The organism is Kitasatospora sp. NPDC001683 (assembly GCF_053596495.1).
Window position 1 is genome coordinate 17,563 of the sequence record NZ_JBSFGK010000056.1, and the last position, 13,839, is coordinate 31,401.

Annotated in this window: 15 protein-coding genes and 1 pseudogene; 6 read left to right on the forward strand and 10 right to left on the reverse strand. The window is 73.7% G+C overall.

Going from position 1 to position 13,839, the window contains the following annotated elements; all coding sequences use genetic code 11:
- Window positions 1-186 precede the first annotated feature (186 nt).
- Window positions 187-1,569 carry a glycine--tRNA ligase gene (locus ACWCYO_RS26720; protein ID WP_270147048.1) on the forward strand — a complete coding sequence of 461 codons (1,383 nt, stop codon included), beginning with the start codon at window positions 187-189 and terminating at the stop codon, window positions 1,567-1,569.
- 81 nt (window positions 1,570-1,650) lie between these two features.
- On the opposite strand, the gene ACWCYO_RS26725 is transcribed toward ACWCYO_RS26720, so the two are convergent.
- The 4 genes from ACWCYO_RS26725 to ACWCYO_RS26740 all read right to left on the reverse strand — a co-directional run bounded on the left by ACWCYO_RS26725 (window position 1,651) and on the right by ACWCYO_RS26740 (window position 4,932).
- The gene (locus tag ACWCYO_RS26725) at window positions 1,651-2,772 is read right to left on the reverse strand and encodes a hypothetical protein (RefSeq protein ID WP_449785606.1); all 1,122 of its coding nucleotides are present in this window, start codon (window positions 2,770-2,772) and stop codon (window positions 1,651-1,653) included.
- A gap of 264 nt (window positions 2,773-3,036) precedes the next feature.
- Entirely contained in the window at window positions 3,037-3,615 is a 579-nt protein-coding gene (locus tag ACWCYO_RS26730) for an NADAR family protein (RefSeq protein ID WP_270147050.1), read from the reverse strand.
- Between the two features lie 181 nt (window positions 3,616-3,796).
- A complete protein-coding gene (locus ACWCYO_RS26735; protein WP_449785607.1) occupies window positions 3,797-4,060 on the reverse strand; it encodes a hypothetical protein in 264 nt (87 codons plus the stop codon).
- Complete coding sequence (locus ACWCYO_RS26740) at window positions 4,006-4,932, reverse strand: threonine aldolase family protein (RefSeq protein WP_449785608.1); 927 nt, start codon at window positions 4,930-4,932, stop codon at window positions 4,006-4,008. The genes ACWCYO_RS26735 and ACWCYO_RS26740 overlap by 55 nt, the downstream gene beginning before the upstream one ends.
- Before the next feature lie 160 nt (window positions 4,933-5,092).
- Between ACWCYO_RS26740 and ACWCYO_RS26745 the strand changes: the two genes are divergently transcribed.
- Together ACWCYO_RS26745 and ACWCYO_RS26750 are read left to right on the forward strand one after the other, a co-directional pair.
- On the forward strand, window positions 5,093-6,031 hold the full coding sequence (locus tag ACWCYO_RS26745; protein WP_449785609.1) for an alpha/beta hydrolase: 939 nt from the start codon (window positions 5,093-5,095) through the stop codon (window positions 6,029-6,031).
- A 10-nt stretch (window positions 6,032-6,041) separates the two neighbouring features.
- Window positions 6,042-6,773 carry a helix-turn-helix transcriptional regulator gene (locus tag ACWCYO_RS26750; RefSeq protein ID WP_449785610.1) on the forward strand — a complete coding sequence of 244 codons (732 nt, stop codon included), beginning with the start codon at window positions 6,042-6,044 and terminating at the stop codon, window positions 6,771-6,773.
- A 308-nt stretch (window positions 6,774-7,081) separates the two neighbouring features.
- Here ACWCYO_RS26750 and ACWCYO_RS26755 read toward each other — a convergent pair whose 3' ends face one another.
- Window positions 7,082-7,318 carry a hypothetical protein gene (locus ACWCYO_RS26755; protein ID WP_270147054.1) on the reverse strand — a complete coding sequence of 79 codons (237 nt, stop codon included), beginning with the start codon at window positions 7,316-7,318 and terminating at the stop codon, window positions 7,082-7,084.
- Between the two features lie 93 nt (window positions 7,319-7,411).
- On the opposite strand from ACWCYO_RS26755, the gene ACWCYO_RS26760 reads away from it, so the two are divergent.
- Both ACWCYO_RS26760 and ACWCYO_RS26765 read left to right on the forward strand, forming a co-directional pair.
- Window positions 7,412-8,680, forward strand: coding sequence for an MFS transporter (locus ACWCYO_RS26760; protein ID WP_449785611.1), 1,269 nt, complete (start codon window positions 7,412-7,414; stop codon window positions 8,678-8,680).
- 50 nt (window positions 8,681-8,730) lie between these two features.
- On the forward strand, window positions 8,731-9,321 hold the full coding sequence (locus ACWCYO_RS26765) for an alpha/beta hydrolase (protein ID WP_449785612.1): 591 nt from the start codon (window positions 8,731-8,733) through the stop codon (window positions 9,319-9,321).
- Here ACWCYO_RS26765 and ACWCYO_RS26770 read toward each other — a convergent pair.
- The 3 genes and pseudogenes from ACWCYO_RS26770 to ACWCYO_RS26780 all read right to left on the reverse strand — a co-directional run bounded on the left by ACWCYO_RS26770 (window position 9,307) and on the right by ACWCYO_RS26780 (window position 11,816).
- Window positions 9,307-9,621, reverse strand: coding sequence for a type II toxin-antitoxin system Phd/YefM family antitoxin (locus ACWCYO_RS26770; protein ID WP_270147057.1), 315 nt, complete (start codon window positions 9,619-9,621; stop codon window positions 9,307-9,309). The genes ACWCYO_RS26765 and ACWCYO_RS26770 overlap by 15 nt on opposite strands.
- A gap of 68 nt (window positions 9,622-9,689) precedes the next feature.
- Window positions 9,690-10,274: pseudogene (locus ACWCYO_RS26775) on the reverse strand (MFS transporter); the annotation flags it as partial.
- Between the two features lie 96 nt (window positions 10,275-10,370).
- Complete coding sequence (locus ACWCYO_RS26780) at window positions 10,371-11,816, reverse strand: MFS transporter (RefSeq protein WP_270147059.1); 1,446 nt, start codon at window positions 11,814-11,816, stop codon at window positions 10,371-10,373.
- A gap of 111 nt (window positions 11,817-11,927) precedes the next feature.
- Here ACWCYO_RS26780 and ACWCYO_RS26785 point away from each other — a divergent pair, with 111 nt between their 5' ends.
- Window positions 11,928-12,806 carry a helix-turn-helix transcriptional regulator gene (locus ACWCYO_RS26785; RefSeq protein WP_270151279.1) on the forward strand — a complete coding sequence of 293 codons (879 nt, stop codon included), beginning with the start codon at window positions 11,928-11,930 and terminating at the stop codon, window positions 12,804-12,806.
- Between the two features lie 13 nt (window positions 12,807-12,819).
- Here the strand turns inward: ACWCYO_RS26785 and ACWCYO_RS26790 are convergent, their stop codons facing one another.
- Together ACWCYO_RS26790 and ACWCYO_RS26795 are read right to left on the reverse strand one after the other, a co-directional pair.
- The gene (locus tag ACWCYO_RS26790; RefSeq protein ID WP_449785613.1) at window positions 12,820-13,197 is read right to left on the reverse strand and encodes a hypothetical protein; all 378 of its coding nucleotides are present in this window, start codon (window positions 13,195-13,197) and stop codon (window positions 12,820-12,822) included.
- Window positions 13,198-13,297: 100 nt separating this feature from the next.
- Window positions 13,298-13,837 carry a hypothetical protein gene (locus tag ACWCYO_RS26795; protein ID WP_270147061.1) on the reverse strand — a complete coding sequence of 180 codons (540 nt, stop codon included), beginning with the start codon at window positions 13,835-13,837 and terminating at the stop codon, window positions 13,298-13,300.
- Window positions 13,838-13,839 lie beyond the last annotated feature (2 nt).

A 13,839-nucleotide genomic window follows, 5' to 3' on the forward strand; every position in this document is an offset into this window, starting at 1 on the left:
TCATTCTCATCTGAGTTGGAAATGATTGTCAAATCACTTGGATGGGTGAACGGGCGGTGGCCATCGGTGGGGGAAGTCGGACGATACCGATTTGAACCCCGTACCCGTCTGGCCGGTAACCTGAGGTATTCGGGTACGCGCAACCAGCCGTGCCCTGACCGTGCCGTACGTACTGAAGAGAGCACTGTGGCCGCCGACAAGATCGACACGATCGTCAGCCTGAGCAAGCGCCGTGGCTTCGTCTATCCCTGCAGCGAGATCTACGGCGGCACGCGTGCCGCCTGGGACTACGGGCCGCTGGGTGTCGAGCTCAAGGAGAACATCAAGCGCCAGTGGTGGCGCGCGATGGTCCAGGCCCGTGAGGACGTCGTCGGACTCGACTCGTCGGTGATCCTCGCCCGCGAGGTCTGGGAGGCCTCCGGCCACGTCGCCACCTTCAACGACCCGCTGACCGAGTGCATGTCCTGCCACAAGCGTCACCGGGCCGACCACCTGGAGGAGAAGTACGAGGCCAAGCACGGCTTCCCGCCGCCGAACGGCCTCAAGGACGTCAACTGCCCCGACTGCGGCACCAAGGGTCAGTTCACCGACCCCAAGGACTTCTCGGGCATGCTGAAGACCCACCTCGGCGTCACCGAGGAGGCCGCCGGCCTGGCGTACCTGCGCCCGGAGACCGCCCAGGGCATCTTCACCAACTTCAAGTCCGTCCAGAGCACTTCGCGCCGGAAGCCGCCGTTCGGCATCGCCCAGACCGGCAAGAGCTTCCGCAACGAGATCACCCCCGGCAACTTCATCTTCCGCACCCGCGAGTTCGAGCAGATGGAGATGGAGTTCTTCGTCAAGCCGGGTGACGACGAGCAGTGGCACGAGTACTGGCTCCAGCAGCGCTGGGACTGGTACGTCGACCTCGGTCTGCGCACCGAGAACATGCGCTTCTTCGAGCACCCGAAGGAGAAGCTCTCCCACTACGCCAAGCGCACGGTGGACATCGAGTACCGCTTCAACTTCGGCGGCTCCGAGTTCTCCGAGCTCGAGGGCGTCGCCAACCGCACCGACTACGACCTGCGGGTGCACAGCGAGGCCTCCGGTCAGGACCTCAAGTACTTCGACCAGGAGAGCGGCGAGAAGTACTTCCCGTACGTCATCGAGCCCGCGGCCGGCCTCAACCGCGCCATGCTGGCCTTCCTGCTCGACGCCTACTTCGAGGACGAGGCGCCGAACGCCAAGGGCGTCATGGAGAAGCGCGTCGGCATGCGGCTCGACCCGCGGCTGGCCCCGGTCAAGGTCGCCGTCCTGCCGCTGTCGCGCAACGCCGACCTCTCCCCGAAGGCCCGCGGCCTGGCCGCCGACCTGCGCGCCGCGTGGAACGTCGAGTTCGACGACGCGGGCGCGATCGGCAAGCGCTACCGCCGCCAGGACGAGATCGGCACTCCGTTCTGCGTGACGGTCGACTTCGACACCCTCGAGGACAACGCGGTGACCGTTCGCGACCGCGACTCGATGTCGCAGGAGCGCGTGTCGCTGGACCAGGTGAAGGGCTACCTGGCGGCCCGTCTGATCGGCTGCTGAGTCCGGCACCCGGTACTCCGGGGAGCCCCCGGCCGTCCTCCTTCGTGGGGGCGGGCGGGGGCTCCCCGCTTTCCAGCGGCTTCAGCGCCGGCCCCAGCGGGAGCGCGGGGCGCCCGGCGGGGCGGTCGACAGCCCGGCGCTGCGCAGGGCGGCGAGGGTGGTGCGGTGGCGGGACCCGTCGGCGAGCAGCGCGTCCAGCAGCTGCCGGTAGAGGTCGGGGTGGGCCTCCAGCGCGGTGGCCAGGCGCACTAGTTCGGCCGGCGGGCGCAGGCCGGCCAGCTCGTGCAGCAGGAGGGCGGCGAGCGCGGGCGGCAGTTCCGTCGCGAGCCCGGCGAGGTCGGCGGTCGGGCGGCCGGCCGCCTGGCGCAGCAGGGTCCGCACGTCGGCGGGGCGGCCGTGCTGCTGGAGGCAGGCGGCGAGGGAGGTCAGCTCCGGGGCCGGAGCCGATCCCCACTCCCAGAGCAGTGTGGCGCAGTCGGCGTGCTGCCCGGCCCGCTCCAGCGCCGCCAGCAGGATCGGGACGGCGGACGCGGGGTGGGTCCAGAACGTGTGGAACAGCTCGGCGGCCTCCTCGGCCAGGCCCAGTTCGCGCAGCTCCGCCAGCACGGCGACCGCGTGGTCCGGGGTGCCCCCGGCGGCGGTGCGGGCCAGGTGGAGCGAGGCGCCGGTGGGGCCGCGCTGGGAGAGCATCCCGACCAGTAAGGCGGCGTCGGTGGGGGCTAGGCGGGCGGCGGCCTGGTTCAGCAGTTCCTCGGCCTCGGGGAAGGCGCCGCGTCGGTGGAGGCCGGTGATCCGCTCGGTGAGGGCGCCCAGGTCGGGCCGGGCGGGCGGTGGCGGTGGTGGCGGTGGGGCCTGGCGGGGCTGGGGCTCGGCGGGGAGCGGTTGTTGCGGGTGCGGCGGCTGTTGCGGGTGCCGCCGCTGTCTCAGGCGGTTCTCCAACTCCTGGAGCTGGTCGCTTAGTTGGAGGCAGCGTGCGCCCAGTCCCTCGCGCAGGGTGCGGGCCTGGGCGAGCTGCCGCAGCAGGTCGCCGTCCGGGCGTTGGCGGCCGGGGGCCGCCCGGATCGCCTCGTTCAGCCGCCGTTCACGTTGGCCCGCGTAGCGGCTCGCGCTGAGCAACTCGTCGAGTTCGGCCCGGAGTTCGGCGGCCCGTTGCTCGCACTCCGGCTGCTGGCCTGCGGATTCTTCCGTCGACCGCATGCGCATGATCGCCCCAACCTGTCCATCTGCACCCTGACTGCGGGACATCCTGGCGTTGGAATGTGGCGAAGGAGTTACGGGAGCACGACCAGTCGTGCCCGAGTGGTGTCAAGGAGCGCGGCAAGGGGCGGTCGTGGCGCGAAGTGCGCCGGTCGCGCTCCGGGCCACCGGGGCTGTGGCTGTGGCGAGTTGGGGTGCGTCGGGGTGGCTCGGCGGGGCGGGACGGTCGCGGGACCGCGACCGCCCCGGCCGGCGGTGGAAGGGCCGGCCTCAGCCGCCCAGTCGCGCCCGAGCCTCCATCAGGGCGAACCCCAGCAGGTTCAACCCCCGCCACTCCAGCGGGCGTTCGGCCCGGATGTCGTCCGCGGCGAGCCCGATGCCCCAGATCCGGTCCACCGGGCTGGCCTCGACCAGGACGCGGCCGCCGGTGCCCAGCAGGTACTCCCGCAGGGTCTCGTCCTGACCGAACTTCGCGACGTTCCCCTCGACCACCAGCTCGAACCGGCCAGCCGCCCAGGTCTTCTCGTCGAAGCCCCTGACCAGCCGGCCCAGCTTCTTCGCCTCGGCGGGCGTACGGGCCGCCAGGACCCGCTGCTCGACGGCCTCGTCCCCGAACATCCGGGCCTTCCCGGCCATCATCCAGTGCTCGGCGGAGGCGTACGTCACCCCGTCGACGGTGAACCGCCCGGGCCACCACTGGCTCAGGCACTCCTGCCGCGTCACACCGTCCTTCCGCGCGGTGTGCCCCCAGAACATCAACCACTTCGGCCGTGACCCGGAGGCCATCAGGGCCGTCAGCTCCTCGCGGTTGCGGACGTCGGCGAAGTCCCCCACATGCTGCTTGCTCATAATCGTCATTCTGACACAAAGGGTCTGGCGCCCGCCAACCGTTTGTCCGGCGGAAAGGGGTTCGCGCGGTGGGGCGATCGGGGCGCGGGATTTCGGCCCGATCGTCGTTCCTTGCAGCGGCGCCCGGCTCCTCGGCCGGGCGCCGCCGCCCGGGGCTGCGGAGCTTCGGTGGTGTCGCCGATCAGCCCCGGCCGGCTGCGGTGGCCCCCTTCTCGGCGGCCGCAGCCAACTCGAGGAAGCGCAGCCCGAGTTCGGTGACCTCCTCCGGCGTCCACGCCTGTGCCGGGCCGTCCAGGCTCACCTCGGCCATGGCGAGGCCGGGGGCGGCGTCGGTCCACTCCGGGACGAACCAGATCCGCTCCTGCTCGGCGAGGGCGAGGACGGCCTGGTTCAGGGCCTTCGCGGGGTGGGGCAGCCAGAGCTGGAACTCGTGGGTGGGCGGCACCGCCGGGTGGATGCGGGCGCCGGGGAGGGTGGCCAGGGCGGGGATGAGTGTCGCGGCGTGGGCGGCGTAACCGGGCAGCTCGGGGAGCACGGTGTCCAGCCGGCGAGCGCGGAGAGGGCGGCCGGCCACTGCTGGTAGAGCTGGCCGCCGTAGCGGTGGCGCCAGGTGCGGGCGTAGGCGGTGAGCGTCTCGTCGCCGGCGAGGGCGGCGCCGCTGATGCCGCCGAGGTCCTTGTAGTAGGAGACGTAGACGCTGTCGGCGAGGGCCGCGATCTCGTCGAGCGGCTTGCCGAAGTGGGCCGTGGTGTTCCACAGCCGGGCGCCGTCGAAGTGCACCCGGGCGCCGGTTTCGCGGGCGGCGGCGACCAGTTCGGTGAGCTCCTCCCAACTGGGGAGGAGGAAGCCCGGGTCGCGCAGGGGGAGCTCGACCACCACGGTGCCGAAGGGCTCGCCGAGCGAGCGGAGTTCCTCGGGCGTCGGCTGGCGCTGTGCGGTGGTGGGCCAGAGGCCGCGCAGGCCGGTGAGCTGGGTGTGGGCGTGGCGCTCGTGCCGCTCGATGTGGCTGAGCGGGTGGAGGGCGACGGCCCGGTTGCCGGTCCGTTCGGCGTGGTACCGCAGGGCCACCTGCTGGGCCATGGTGCCGGTGGGGAAGAAGACCGCGTCCTGCGTGCCGAGGAGCGCCGCGGTGCGCTCCTCCAGTTCGCCTACCGGGCCGCCGTTGCCGTAGACGTCGGGGTACAGGCCCGGGTCGACGGCGGCGGCCAGCGTGGTGAGCCGCTCGTGGATGGTCAGGGGGCGGCTGCCGGAGAAGAAGCGGGTGCTGGCCCGACGGGCTGCGCGCAGGCGACCCCAGTCGATCTGATCATCGGTCATCCGGCGATTGTCAGACCGGCGAGGAGGCCGGACCAACTGCTTTTCCCGCTACGGCGAAGGCGTGGAACGGAGCCGACGACCGCCGGCCGGACCGATTGTGACGCGGGTCACCGGAAAAGGGTGACACTGGGTTGTCGCGGACGGTCGCCAGGATCGACCCATGACGATCACCGACGAGGACTGCCTCACCGAGACCTTGGCCTTCAACGAGCAGTTCGAGGCCGCCGCCGCGCTCCGCCCGCCCCGCGCCCGGACCCTGGACGCCGCCACGATCGAACACCTGCGGACCAACCGGCTCGGCGGCGACACGCCCCCGGCGCGGCTGCCGCAGGGGCGTGACCGCGTCCTGCCCGACGGGGTCGCGGTCCGGATCTTCACCCCCGAGCACGTCGACGGCGTCTACCTGCACGTCCACGGCGGTGGCTGGACCTTCGGATCGGCCGACGGACAGGACGACAAGCTGTGGCGCCTCGCCACCGAAGCCCGGCTGGCCGTGGTCAGCGTGGACTACCGCCTGGCGCCCGAACACCCCTTCCCCGCCGGGCCCGAGGACTGCGAGGCGGCCGCCCGCTGGCTGGTGGAGCGCGCCGAGGCCGAGTTCGGCACCCGGCGGCTGCTGATCGGCGGCGAGTCGGCCGGCGCCCACCTCACCGTCCTGACCCTGCTGCGCCTGCGCGACCGGCACGGCATCACCGGCGCGTTCCGGGCCGCCCACCTGGCCTTCGGCCCGTACGACCTGTCGATGACGCCCAGCCAGCGGCTGTTCGGCTCCCGGCGGCTGCTGAGCAACACCGAGTCGATCCGGGGGAGCTACGAGCTCTTCACGCCCGGCATGACCCCCGAGCAGCGCCGCGACCCGGAGGTCTCCCCGCTGTACGCCGACCTGACCGGCCTGCCGCCCGCCCGGATGGTCGTCGGCACCGAGGACCCGCTGCTGGACGACTCGCGCTTCCTCGCCCAGCGGTGGCGCGCGGCCGGGGCGCCCGTCCGGCTCGACGTCGTGGCCGGCGCGATGCACGGCTTCACCCTGTTCCCGCTGACCGTCACCGAGCGCGAGCACCGGCGGGAGCGGGATTTCCTGGTCGCCGCGGGGCGGTAGCGTCGGCCGCATGGACCGCACCCCTCGGCTCTACGCACTGGTGGAGGAACTGCGCGCGGCGGCGCCCCGACCGCTGACGGTCGCCGCGCTCGCCGCGCGCTTCGAGGTGAGCACCCGCACCGTTCAGCGCGACCTCCAGGCGCTGATGGCGGCGGGCGTCCCGGTGCGCACCACGACCGGGCGCGGCGGCGGCTGGTCGATCGACCCGGCGATGACCCTCCCGCCGATCCGCTTCACCCCCGACGAGGCCTCGGCGCTGGTCGCCGCGCTCGCCGCCGCCGACGCCTCCGCCCCCTACGCCGGTGCGGCCCGTACCGCCGCGCAGAAGATCGCGGCCTCGATGAGCGGCCCCGCCTCGACGGCGGCACAGGAACTCGCCGCCCGGATCGTCGCCCTACCGGCCCGCACGGCCGAGTCGGTCCGCACCGCCGAGTCGGTCCGCACGGCCGTCGAGCGGGCGCTCACGGAGAACACGGTGCTGCGGCTGTCCTACCTGGACGCGGCGGGGCGGGAGAGCGACCGGACGGTGGAACCGGCCGGGCTGCTCACGGCCGAGGGCAAGTGGTATCTGATCGCCTGGTGCCGCACCCGGCGGGCCGGCCGCGGCTTTCGGCTGGACCGGATCACGGCGGCGACCTCGACCGGCGAACCGGCCCCGCCGCACGACCTGGCCGCCCTGCTGCTCGGCTCGGCGGGCGCCGACGCGGTGCGGCCGACGGCGCTGGCGGCGCTCACGCCGTGACGTCCGCTCGCGCCGGGCGCCGTGAAGTCCGCTCAGCTCGGCGCCGGAGTGCTCGCCGCGGGCGCGCCGAAGCGGGCGAGGTGGTGCCACACCTTCCTGACCGCCTCAGGAATGGCCAGCAAGCTCAGGAACGGTGGAGGTCGAGGGTCACCCGCAGGGTCGGGTCGACCGGCGGGCCCGAGGACAGCGCGGCCACGTGGCCGAGGGCTCGTTGCTGCGGTGTCCGGAGGGTGTCGGAGGTCATGCGCGTAGTGTCGCGCGGCGTGGTCGGCGGGTGCACCCGGGTTTCCGTTCTCCCCCGCGCTCCCTCAGGGTTGGTGTTCGTGCAGGTCCTGGGGGAGCAGACCGGTGCCGTTGTGGATGGCCGCGCTGGTGTAGGTGCTGCGGAGCCGGGCGGCCTGAGCGGTCCGGTGCTGCTCGATCAGCAGGCACTCCTCGGTCTCGCCCGCCCAGCGCCGGCGGGCGCGTTCGCGGCGGATCAGGAACAGGGTGGCGCCGACGACGGTGGCCACCAGGGCGGCCAGGAACGCGAGAACGAAGCCCATGGAATCCCCTTCCTCCGGCCGCGATCATGGCACGAACCGGCGGGACGCGGTAGCGAAATCGGCGCCGCGACGGGTTGAAGTAGCTTGGGACGCATGGCAGATGAGAATGCAGACGGCTCGCCCGCGGCCACTCCGCCGCCCGCGCGCAGCGCCGTGTCGGCGCTGATGTTCTCGCAGGGCGTCAGCGTGGCGGGCACCCAGGTCACGGCGCTGGCCCTGCCCACGCTGGCGATCCTGCTGCTGGACACCGGGCCGTTGGCGGCCTCGCTGGTCTTCGCCCTGGAGTACGGGGTCCAGGGGCTGACCGGGCCGTTCGCCGGGGTGCTGGTCGACCGGGTGGCCGCCCGTCGGCGGCTGCTGGTCGCGGTGGACGTCATCCAGCTGCTGCTGATCGCCGCCGTCCCGCTGGCGCATGCCGCCGGTGCGCTGACGCTGGTCCAGCTCTACGCGGTCGCGGCCGTCTCCGGTGCGCTGGGCGGGGTCTCCGCCATCGCGGTGCCCACCGTGGTGGCGGACTTCGTGCCCGCGGAGGGCCTGGTGGCGGTCAACGCCAAGCTGGCCGGGGCCCGTTCGGTCGGTCAGATCGCCGGTCCGGGGCTGGCGGCCGCGCTGGTGCAGGCGGTGGGGGCGGCCACCGCGATGGTGGCGGACGCGGTCAGCTACGGGCTGTCCGCGCTGGCCATGAGTCTTCCCCGGCTCCGGCGGGGTGAGGAGACGAAGCAGGCCGCCGCGCGCCCCGGGCTCGCCGAGTCGCTGCGGGAGGGGATCGACGTGCTGCGCGACCAGCCGCTGCTGGCCCGGCTGGCCGTCGCCGCTGCCGCCCTCAACCTCGGCGGGGCCGGGCTCGGCGGCCTCTTCGCCTACTTCGCCTACCAGGTCGTGGACTTGGGGCCGGGCGAGCTCGGGCTGACCCAGGCCGTCTACAGCATCGCCGCGGTGACGGCGGTGATCACCGCCAAGCGGGTCATCCGGCGCGTCGGCCTGACCAGGGTGATCCCGGTCTTCGGCCCGCTCGCCGCCACCGCGCTGTTCCTGATCCCGTTGGCCTCGCTCGGGGCCGCGCTCCCGGTGCTGATCGCCTACCAGCTGGCGTTCGGCTTCTGCGCGACGGTCTGGGGAGTCAGTTGGGTCACCCTGCAGCAACAGCTGTCCCCGCCCGAGCAGTTGGGGCGGGTGCTCGGCCTGTCCCGTTCGATCGGCCAACTCGTCATGCCGGTCGGGGCGTTGCTGGGCGGCATGCTGGCCGGCGCGGTCGGCACCACCGGGGCGCTGGCCGTCTTCGCCTCGATCGCCCTGGCCGGCACCCTCGCGGTGGTCACCACCCGGCCCCAGTCGGCCCGGCCCGGGGCGAGCCGGGCGTGAACCGCCAAAGTGCGCTCCGTGTACGGTTGTTGGGGCGGTAGCCTGCGGCCATGTCCGCACCTGCCGCCCTCGGCCTCCCCACCCGCACCGACGGCGACCCGAACCGGGTCGCCCTGGTCATCCCCGGCACCGGCTACTCGCCCGCCCGCCCGCTGCTGCACTTCGCCGGCTCCGTACTCCAGCGGCACGGCTGGACGGTCCAGGAACTTTGGTGGCAACTCCCGGATGAACTCGTTGAGTTGGCGATGGGCGAGCGGATCGCCTGGGTCGAGCGGCAGGTCGCCGAAGCCGTCGACGCCGAGCGCGGCGCCTGCCGCCTGCTGGTCGGCAAGTCGCTGGGCTGCTTCGCCGCCGGCCTCGCGGCCGACCGGCAGCTCGCGGCCGCCTGGCTGACCCGCGTACTGACCCTCGACCACGTGATTCGCGCCCTTCACCGAACCTCGGCACCGACCCTGCTGGTCGGCGGCAGCGCCGACGAACTGTGGGACCGGGCTGTCGCCGACTCCACCGGCCACCAGGTCCTGGAACTGCCCTCCGCCGACCACGGCCTCGAACTGCCCCACGATCCGATCGGCTCGGTCGACGCCCTGCGCGAGGTCGTCACCCGGCTGGACGGCTTCATCGGCTCACTGACGCCGTAGCTGGGTCAATGGCCTTCCTCCGCGCGCATCCTGTGCAGGGCCTCGGCGGCCGAAAGGGAGCCGGACGTCGATCCTGGGCGGGGTCCAGCCGGCCAGCCCGCGCGCGGTGGCGGCGTTCTCCGGGGCGACGGCGCCCTCGCGTACCAGCTCCGCCAGCACCCGCTGCTCCGGGTCGGGCGGAGCCAGTACGGCGACCAGCCGTCCGTCGCGAGTGAGCCCGATGCGTTCCCCGGCCGCTACCCGGTCGATCAATTCATCGGCGTGGTCTTGGAGTTGCTGGACGGAAACCCTGGCTGTCATGCGATTCACGGTAGGGCGGATCGCCCGACGGTTCCGGGCAGCGTGCGTCGATTTCACCCCAACGAGCGTCACCCCTTGCCCGGGAACCCGTGCCACCGCGCCGCCGCCGTCACCGTCAGGGCGAGGGCCAGCAGCGCCAGGGCCGACCAGGGCGGGGAGTTCGGCCCCGCGTGGTCGAGGAGGAGGCCGCCGGTGGACGCGGCGGCGGCGATGCCGAGGTTCCAGCAGGTGACCAGCAGGGACCGGGCGAGGTCGGCGGCCGTGTCGGCGGCGTCGGCGGCGGCGGTCTGCAGCAGGGTGGCGGCGCCGCCGAAGCCGAGGCCCCAGATCGCGGCCGCGCCGTAGACCGGCCAGGACGCCGTGCCGAGCAGGGCTGCGGCGATGGTCAGGGCCGCGACGGCGACGAGGACGCAGGCGGTGAGGGCCAGGGTCCGTAGGTGCCGGTCGATCAGGGCTCCGGTGAGGGCGATGCTGAGCAGCGAGGTCAGGCCTAGGAGGAGCAGGACGGTGTCGGTCCGTCCGCCGAGGCCGAGCGGTTCGATCAGTGCCGCGACGTAGGTGTAGAGGATGTTGTGGGCGAGCACGAAGGATGCCGTGACCGCCAGGACGGCCCCCACGCCGGGGATCCGCACCACCTGCCGGAGTGGCAGCCGGTCCCGCTCGTCCCGAGACGAGAACGGCCCCGCGACCGGAAGGAACCGGTCGCGGGGCCGTTCGCCGTCGCCCGGGGCCCGTTGGGCCCGCGGGGCTCAGCCGATGGAGCGGGGCAGGCGGGTGGTCAGGTACAGCACGGTGAAGGAACCGAGGAGCTGGATGCCCAGGCACAGGGCGAGCGCGCGGCCCATGCCGAGGCTGGGGGAGAGGGACAGGTAGAGGGTGCCGAGGGTGGCGACGCCGAGGGCCAGGCTGGACTGCTGGCTGGTGGCGAGGACGCCGCTGCCGACACCGGCCCGGGCGACGGGCACCTTGGAGAGGACGACCCGGAACAGCGGCGTGCCGATCAGGCCCTGGCCGATGCCCGCGAGGGCGACGCCGGGCGCCATCCGCAGCGGGGAGAAGTGGTCCGCGTCGGCGAGGACGGTCAGCGCGACGGTGGCGAGGCCGATGGCCTGGATGACGGCGCCGGCGCTGAGCACCCGGCTGCCCCAGCGGCCGATCAGCCGCGGGCCGGAGAGCGAGGCGGTGAAGTAGCCGACGGCCATCGGGACGAGCGCCCAGCCGGCCGCGACCACGCCGAGCTTCAGGCCCTGCTGGAGGGCGACGGCGATGACGAACATGAAGCCGCCGAAGCCCGCGAAGTAGGGGACGGCGATGCCGAGGCCGCGCCGCATCTCGGGGATCCGCAGCAGGGAGGGCGGCACCAGCGGGGTCGCTCCGCGCTGCTCGGCGCGCCGCTCGACCAGGGCGAAGGCGACGGCGAACACCGGGAACAGGGCGAGCAGCACCCAGGACCAGAGCGGCCAGCCGGCCGCGCGGCCCTCCATCAGCGGGATGAGCAGGGCGAGCAGGGTGGCGGTGAGCAGCGCGGTGCCGGGCACGTCCACCGCGGCGGCCTGGGCGGCCCGGCTCTCCGGCACGTACCGGACGGCGAGGACGACGGCGAGCAGCGCGAACGGCACGTTCAGCAGGAAGACCGAGCGCCAGCCGGTGCCGAACAGGTCGGCGGCGACCAGCATCCCGCCGAGCACCTGCCCGATCACCACGGAGATGCCGCCGACCGCGCCGTAGACGCTGAGCGCGCGACCGCGCCGGGCGCCGTCGGTGGCGGCGGTGATGGTGCCGAGCACCTGCGGGATCAGCAGTGCGGCCGAGGCGCCCTGGGCGGCCCGGGCGGCGACCAGGGACCACGCGTCGGGGGCGAGGCCGCAGGCCAGCGAGGTGAGGGCGAAGGCGGCGGCGCCGGCGACGAAGAGCCGGCGGCGGCCGAAGATGTCGCCGAGCCGCCCGCCGAGGACGAGCAGGACGGCGAAGGCGATGCCGTAGCCGGCGGCGACCAGTTCCAGCACGGCCGGCCCGGCGGCCAGGTCCTTGTCGATGGTGGGCAGGGCGACGTTGACGATGAAGAAGTCGAGCATCGGCAGGAACGCGCCGAGCAGGACGGTGACCAGCCCGGCGGTGCCGAGGGCGGGGGTGTGCGGAGCGGCTGCGGGGGCGGTCCGGGTCGGGGCCGGGGCGACGGCGAGTTGTTGAGTCACGGGTCATACGATCCGCCGCTTCGTACCCTGGTACCAGAGTGTGGTTATCCAGGTATAAGAAGTACCTGGCAACAGGCTGCCGGGTGCCGCATGCTGGGGAGCATGAGCCTGATGACCCCGACCGCGCAAGCCCGTCCCGCTTTCGCCGGACCGCACCGCGGCACCCCGGACGAGGCCCGCCGGCACGACCTGGCGGCGTTCCTGCGCAGCCGCCGCGAGCGCATCGCGCCCGAGCAGGTGGGCCTGCCGATGACCGGCCGCCGCCGCACCCCGGGGCTGCGCCGGGAGGAGGTGGCGCAGCTGGCCGCCGTCGGGGTGACTTGGTACACGTGGCTGGAGCAGGGGCGGGACATCCAGGTGTCCGCCCAGGTGCTGGACGCGGTGGCCCGGGCGCTGCTGCTGGATCCGAGCGAGCGGGCGCACCTGTTCACCCTGGCCGGCTCGGAGGACCCGGCGCCGGTGACGGAGTGCCCCTCGGTGACGCCGAGCGTGCGCCTGGTGCTGGAGCAGATGGCGCCGTACCCGGCGGCGGTGGTCAACTCCCGCTACGACGTCCTGGCGCACAACGTGCCGTACACCGCCCTGGTCGGCGACCTCGGTGAACTGCCGCTCGAGGAGCGGAACCTGATGTGGCTGGCGTTCACCCCCTCGCGCTTCCGCGAGGTGCTGATCGACTACCGGACGGAACGCATCGGCATGGTGGCCCGGTTCCGCGCCGCGATGGCCGACCACTCCGCCGAGCCGGCCTGGAAGGCGCTGCTGGCCCGGCTGCGCAAGGCCTCGCCGGACTTCGAGGAGGAGTGGCAGCGGCACGAGGTGCAGGGGCCGGGCAACGGGATCAAGCGCTTCCAGGTGCCGGGCGTGGGTCTGCTGCGCTGCAACTACACCAACTTCTGGCTCAGCCCCCGGCTCGGGACCCGCATGATCAGCTACACCCCGCTGGACGAGGAGACCCGCGCCCTGATGGACGAGCTGCCCGACCGGCTCTGAGCGCCGGACGGGCCTACCCGCGTATCGCCTCGCGCCCGAGCAGCAGGCACACCGCCGCCAGCGGCAGTTCGATGCAGCACGCCATCACCAGGGCGGCGAGCACCGCGTGCCCCGGCCCGGCGCAGGTGATGTCGACCAGCGCGTCCCCGGCGAGCAGCAGCGCCGCCACCCCGCCCGGCCACCGGGCGGCGGCACTGCCCCGGCGCAGCAGTGCGTCCAGCGACAGCAGGGCGGCGAACTCCGCGAGGTCCAGCACCACCCACGGGGTCTCGTGGTTGACGGCCAGGACCAGCAGCCAGGGCAGCAGCGCGAAGGCCGCCAGCCGCGGCAGCTGCCGGAGCCGCTCCGGCAGGACGTACGCCGGAGCGCCGGAGAAGACCGCGATGCTCATGCGCCCGCCTCGCTCCGCTCGGCAGGGGCACTCGCCCATGCGCACCTTTTGATGATTCTCCCCCAGCCTTCGGCCGCGGGTACCCCCATGCTGCGCTCACTCATGCCGCACCCCCGACCGTGACCGCCCGCCGCTCCCGCACCCGCTGCAGCGCCAGCCGCTCGGCCGGCCCGGCCGACGGGTGCTCCACCAGCACCGCGTCGAACGGCCCCTCGGCCCAGGCGAGCCAGAACAGCCCGGCCACCGTGACCACTTCGGCCGCCGCCGCCCGGACCGTACGGAACAGCCGCCGCCCGGTGAACACCACCGAGGGCACCGCGGCGTCGGCCGGCAGCCGCCCCCACGCGAGCACGTGCGAGCCGCGCCCGGCGGACGGGCTGCGCCGCGCGCCGCGCACCAGCTGCGGTGCGAGCCGGGCGGCGACCAGGACGTCGGCCAACTCGCCGTGCTGGTACAGCTCCAGCGCGGCCCGGCCGCGGCCGGACCCGACGCTGCGGACCGACCAGGGCCCGGCCCCGGCGGGCAGCGTCCCCTCCGGCCCCGGCGCCGGGCGGAGCGCGCCCCCGGGAACACCCCCGTGGTCCCCGGGGACGGGCCGCCGGTGCGGCGGGGTGGCGGAGTGCGATGCAGTGCTCGTCATGC

What these genes read in the sequence shown, in the direction of transcription:
- ACWCYO_RS26745 (WP_449785609.1), top strand. Translation starts at nt 5,093, where the DNA reads ATGACGATCACCGACGAGGACTGCCTCACCGAGACCTTGGCCTTCAAC.
- ACWCYO_RS26750 (WP_449785610.1), top strand. Translation starts at nt 6,042, where the DNA reads ATGGACCGCACCCCTCGGCTCTACGCACTGGTGGAGGAACTGCGCGCG.
- ACWCYO_RS26765 (WP_449785612.1), top strand. Translation starts at nt 8,731, where the DNA reads ATGTCCGCACCTGCCGCCCTCGGCCTCCCCACCCGCACCGACGGCGAC.
- ACWCYO_RS26795 (WP_270147061.1), bottom strand. Translation starts at nt 13,837, where the DNA reads ATGACGAGCACTGCATCGCACTCCGCCACCCCGCCGCACCGGCGGCCC.
- ACWCYO_RS26790 (WP_449785613.1), bottom strand. Translation starts at nt 13,197, where the DNA reads ATGAGCATCGCGGTCTTCTCCGGCGCTCCGGCGTACGTCCTGCCGGAG.
- ACWCYO_RS26785 (WP_270151279.1), top strand. Translation starts at nt 11,928, where the DNA reads ATGACCCCGACCGCGCAAGCCCGTCCCGCTTTCGCCGGACCGCACCGC.
- ACWCYO_RS26740 (WP_449785608.1), bottom strand. Translation starts at nt 4,932, where the DNA reads ATGACCGATGATCAGATCGACTGGGGTCGCCTGCGCGCAGCCCGTCGG.
- ACWCYO_RS26760 (WP_449785611.1), top strand. Translation starts at nt 7,412, where the DNA reads ATGGCAGATGAGAATGCAGACGGCTCGCCCGCGGCCACTCCGCCGCCC.
- ACWCYO_RS26770 (WP_270147057.1), bottom strand. Translation starts at nt 9,621, where the DNA reads ATGACAGCCAGGGTTTCCGTCCAGCAACTCCAAGACCACGCCGATGAA.
- ACWCYO_RS26725 (WP_449785606.1), bottom strand. Translation starts at nt 2,772, where the DNA reads ATGCGCATGCGGTCGACGGAAGAATCCGCAGGCCAGCAGCCGGAGTGC.
- ACWCYO_RS26730 (WP_270147050.1), bottom strand. Translation starts at nt 3,615, where the DNA reads ATGAGCAAGCAGCATGTGGGGGACTTCGCCGACGTCCGCAACCGCGAG.
- ACWCYO_RS26755 (WP_270147054.1), bottom strand. Translation starts at nt 7,318, where the DNA reads ATGGGCTTCGTTCTCGCGTTCCTGGCCGCCCTGGTGGCCACCGTCGTC.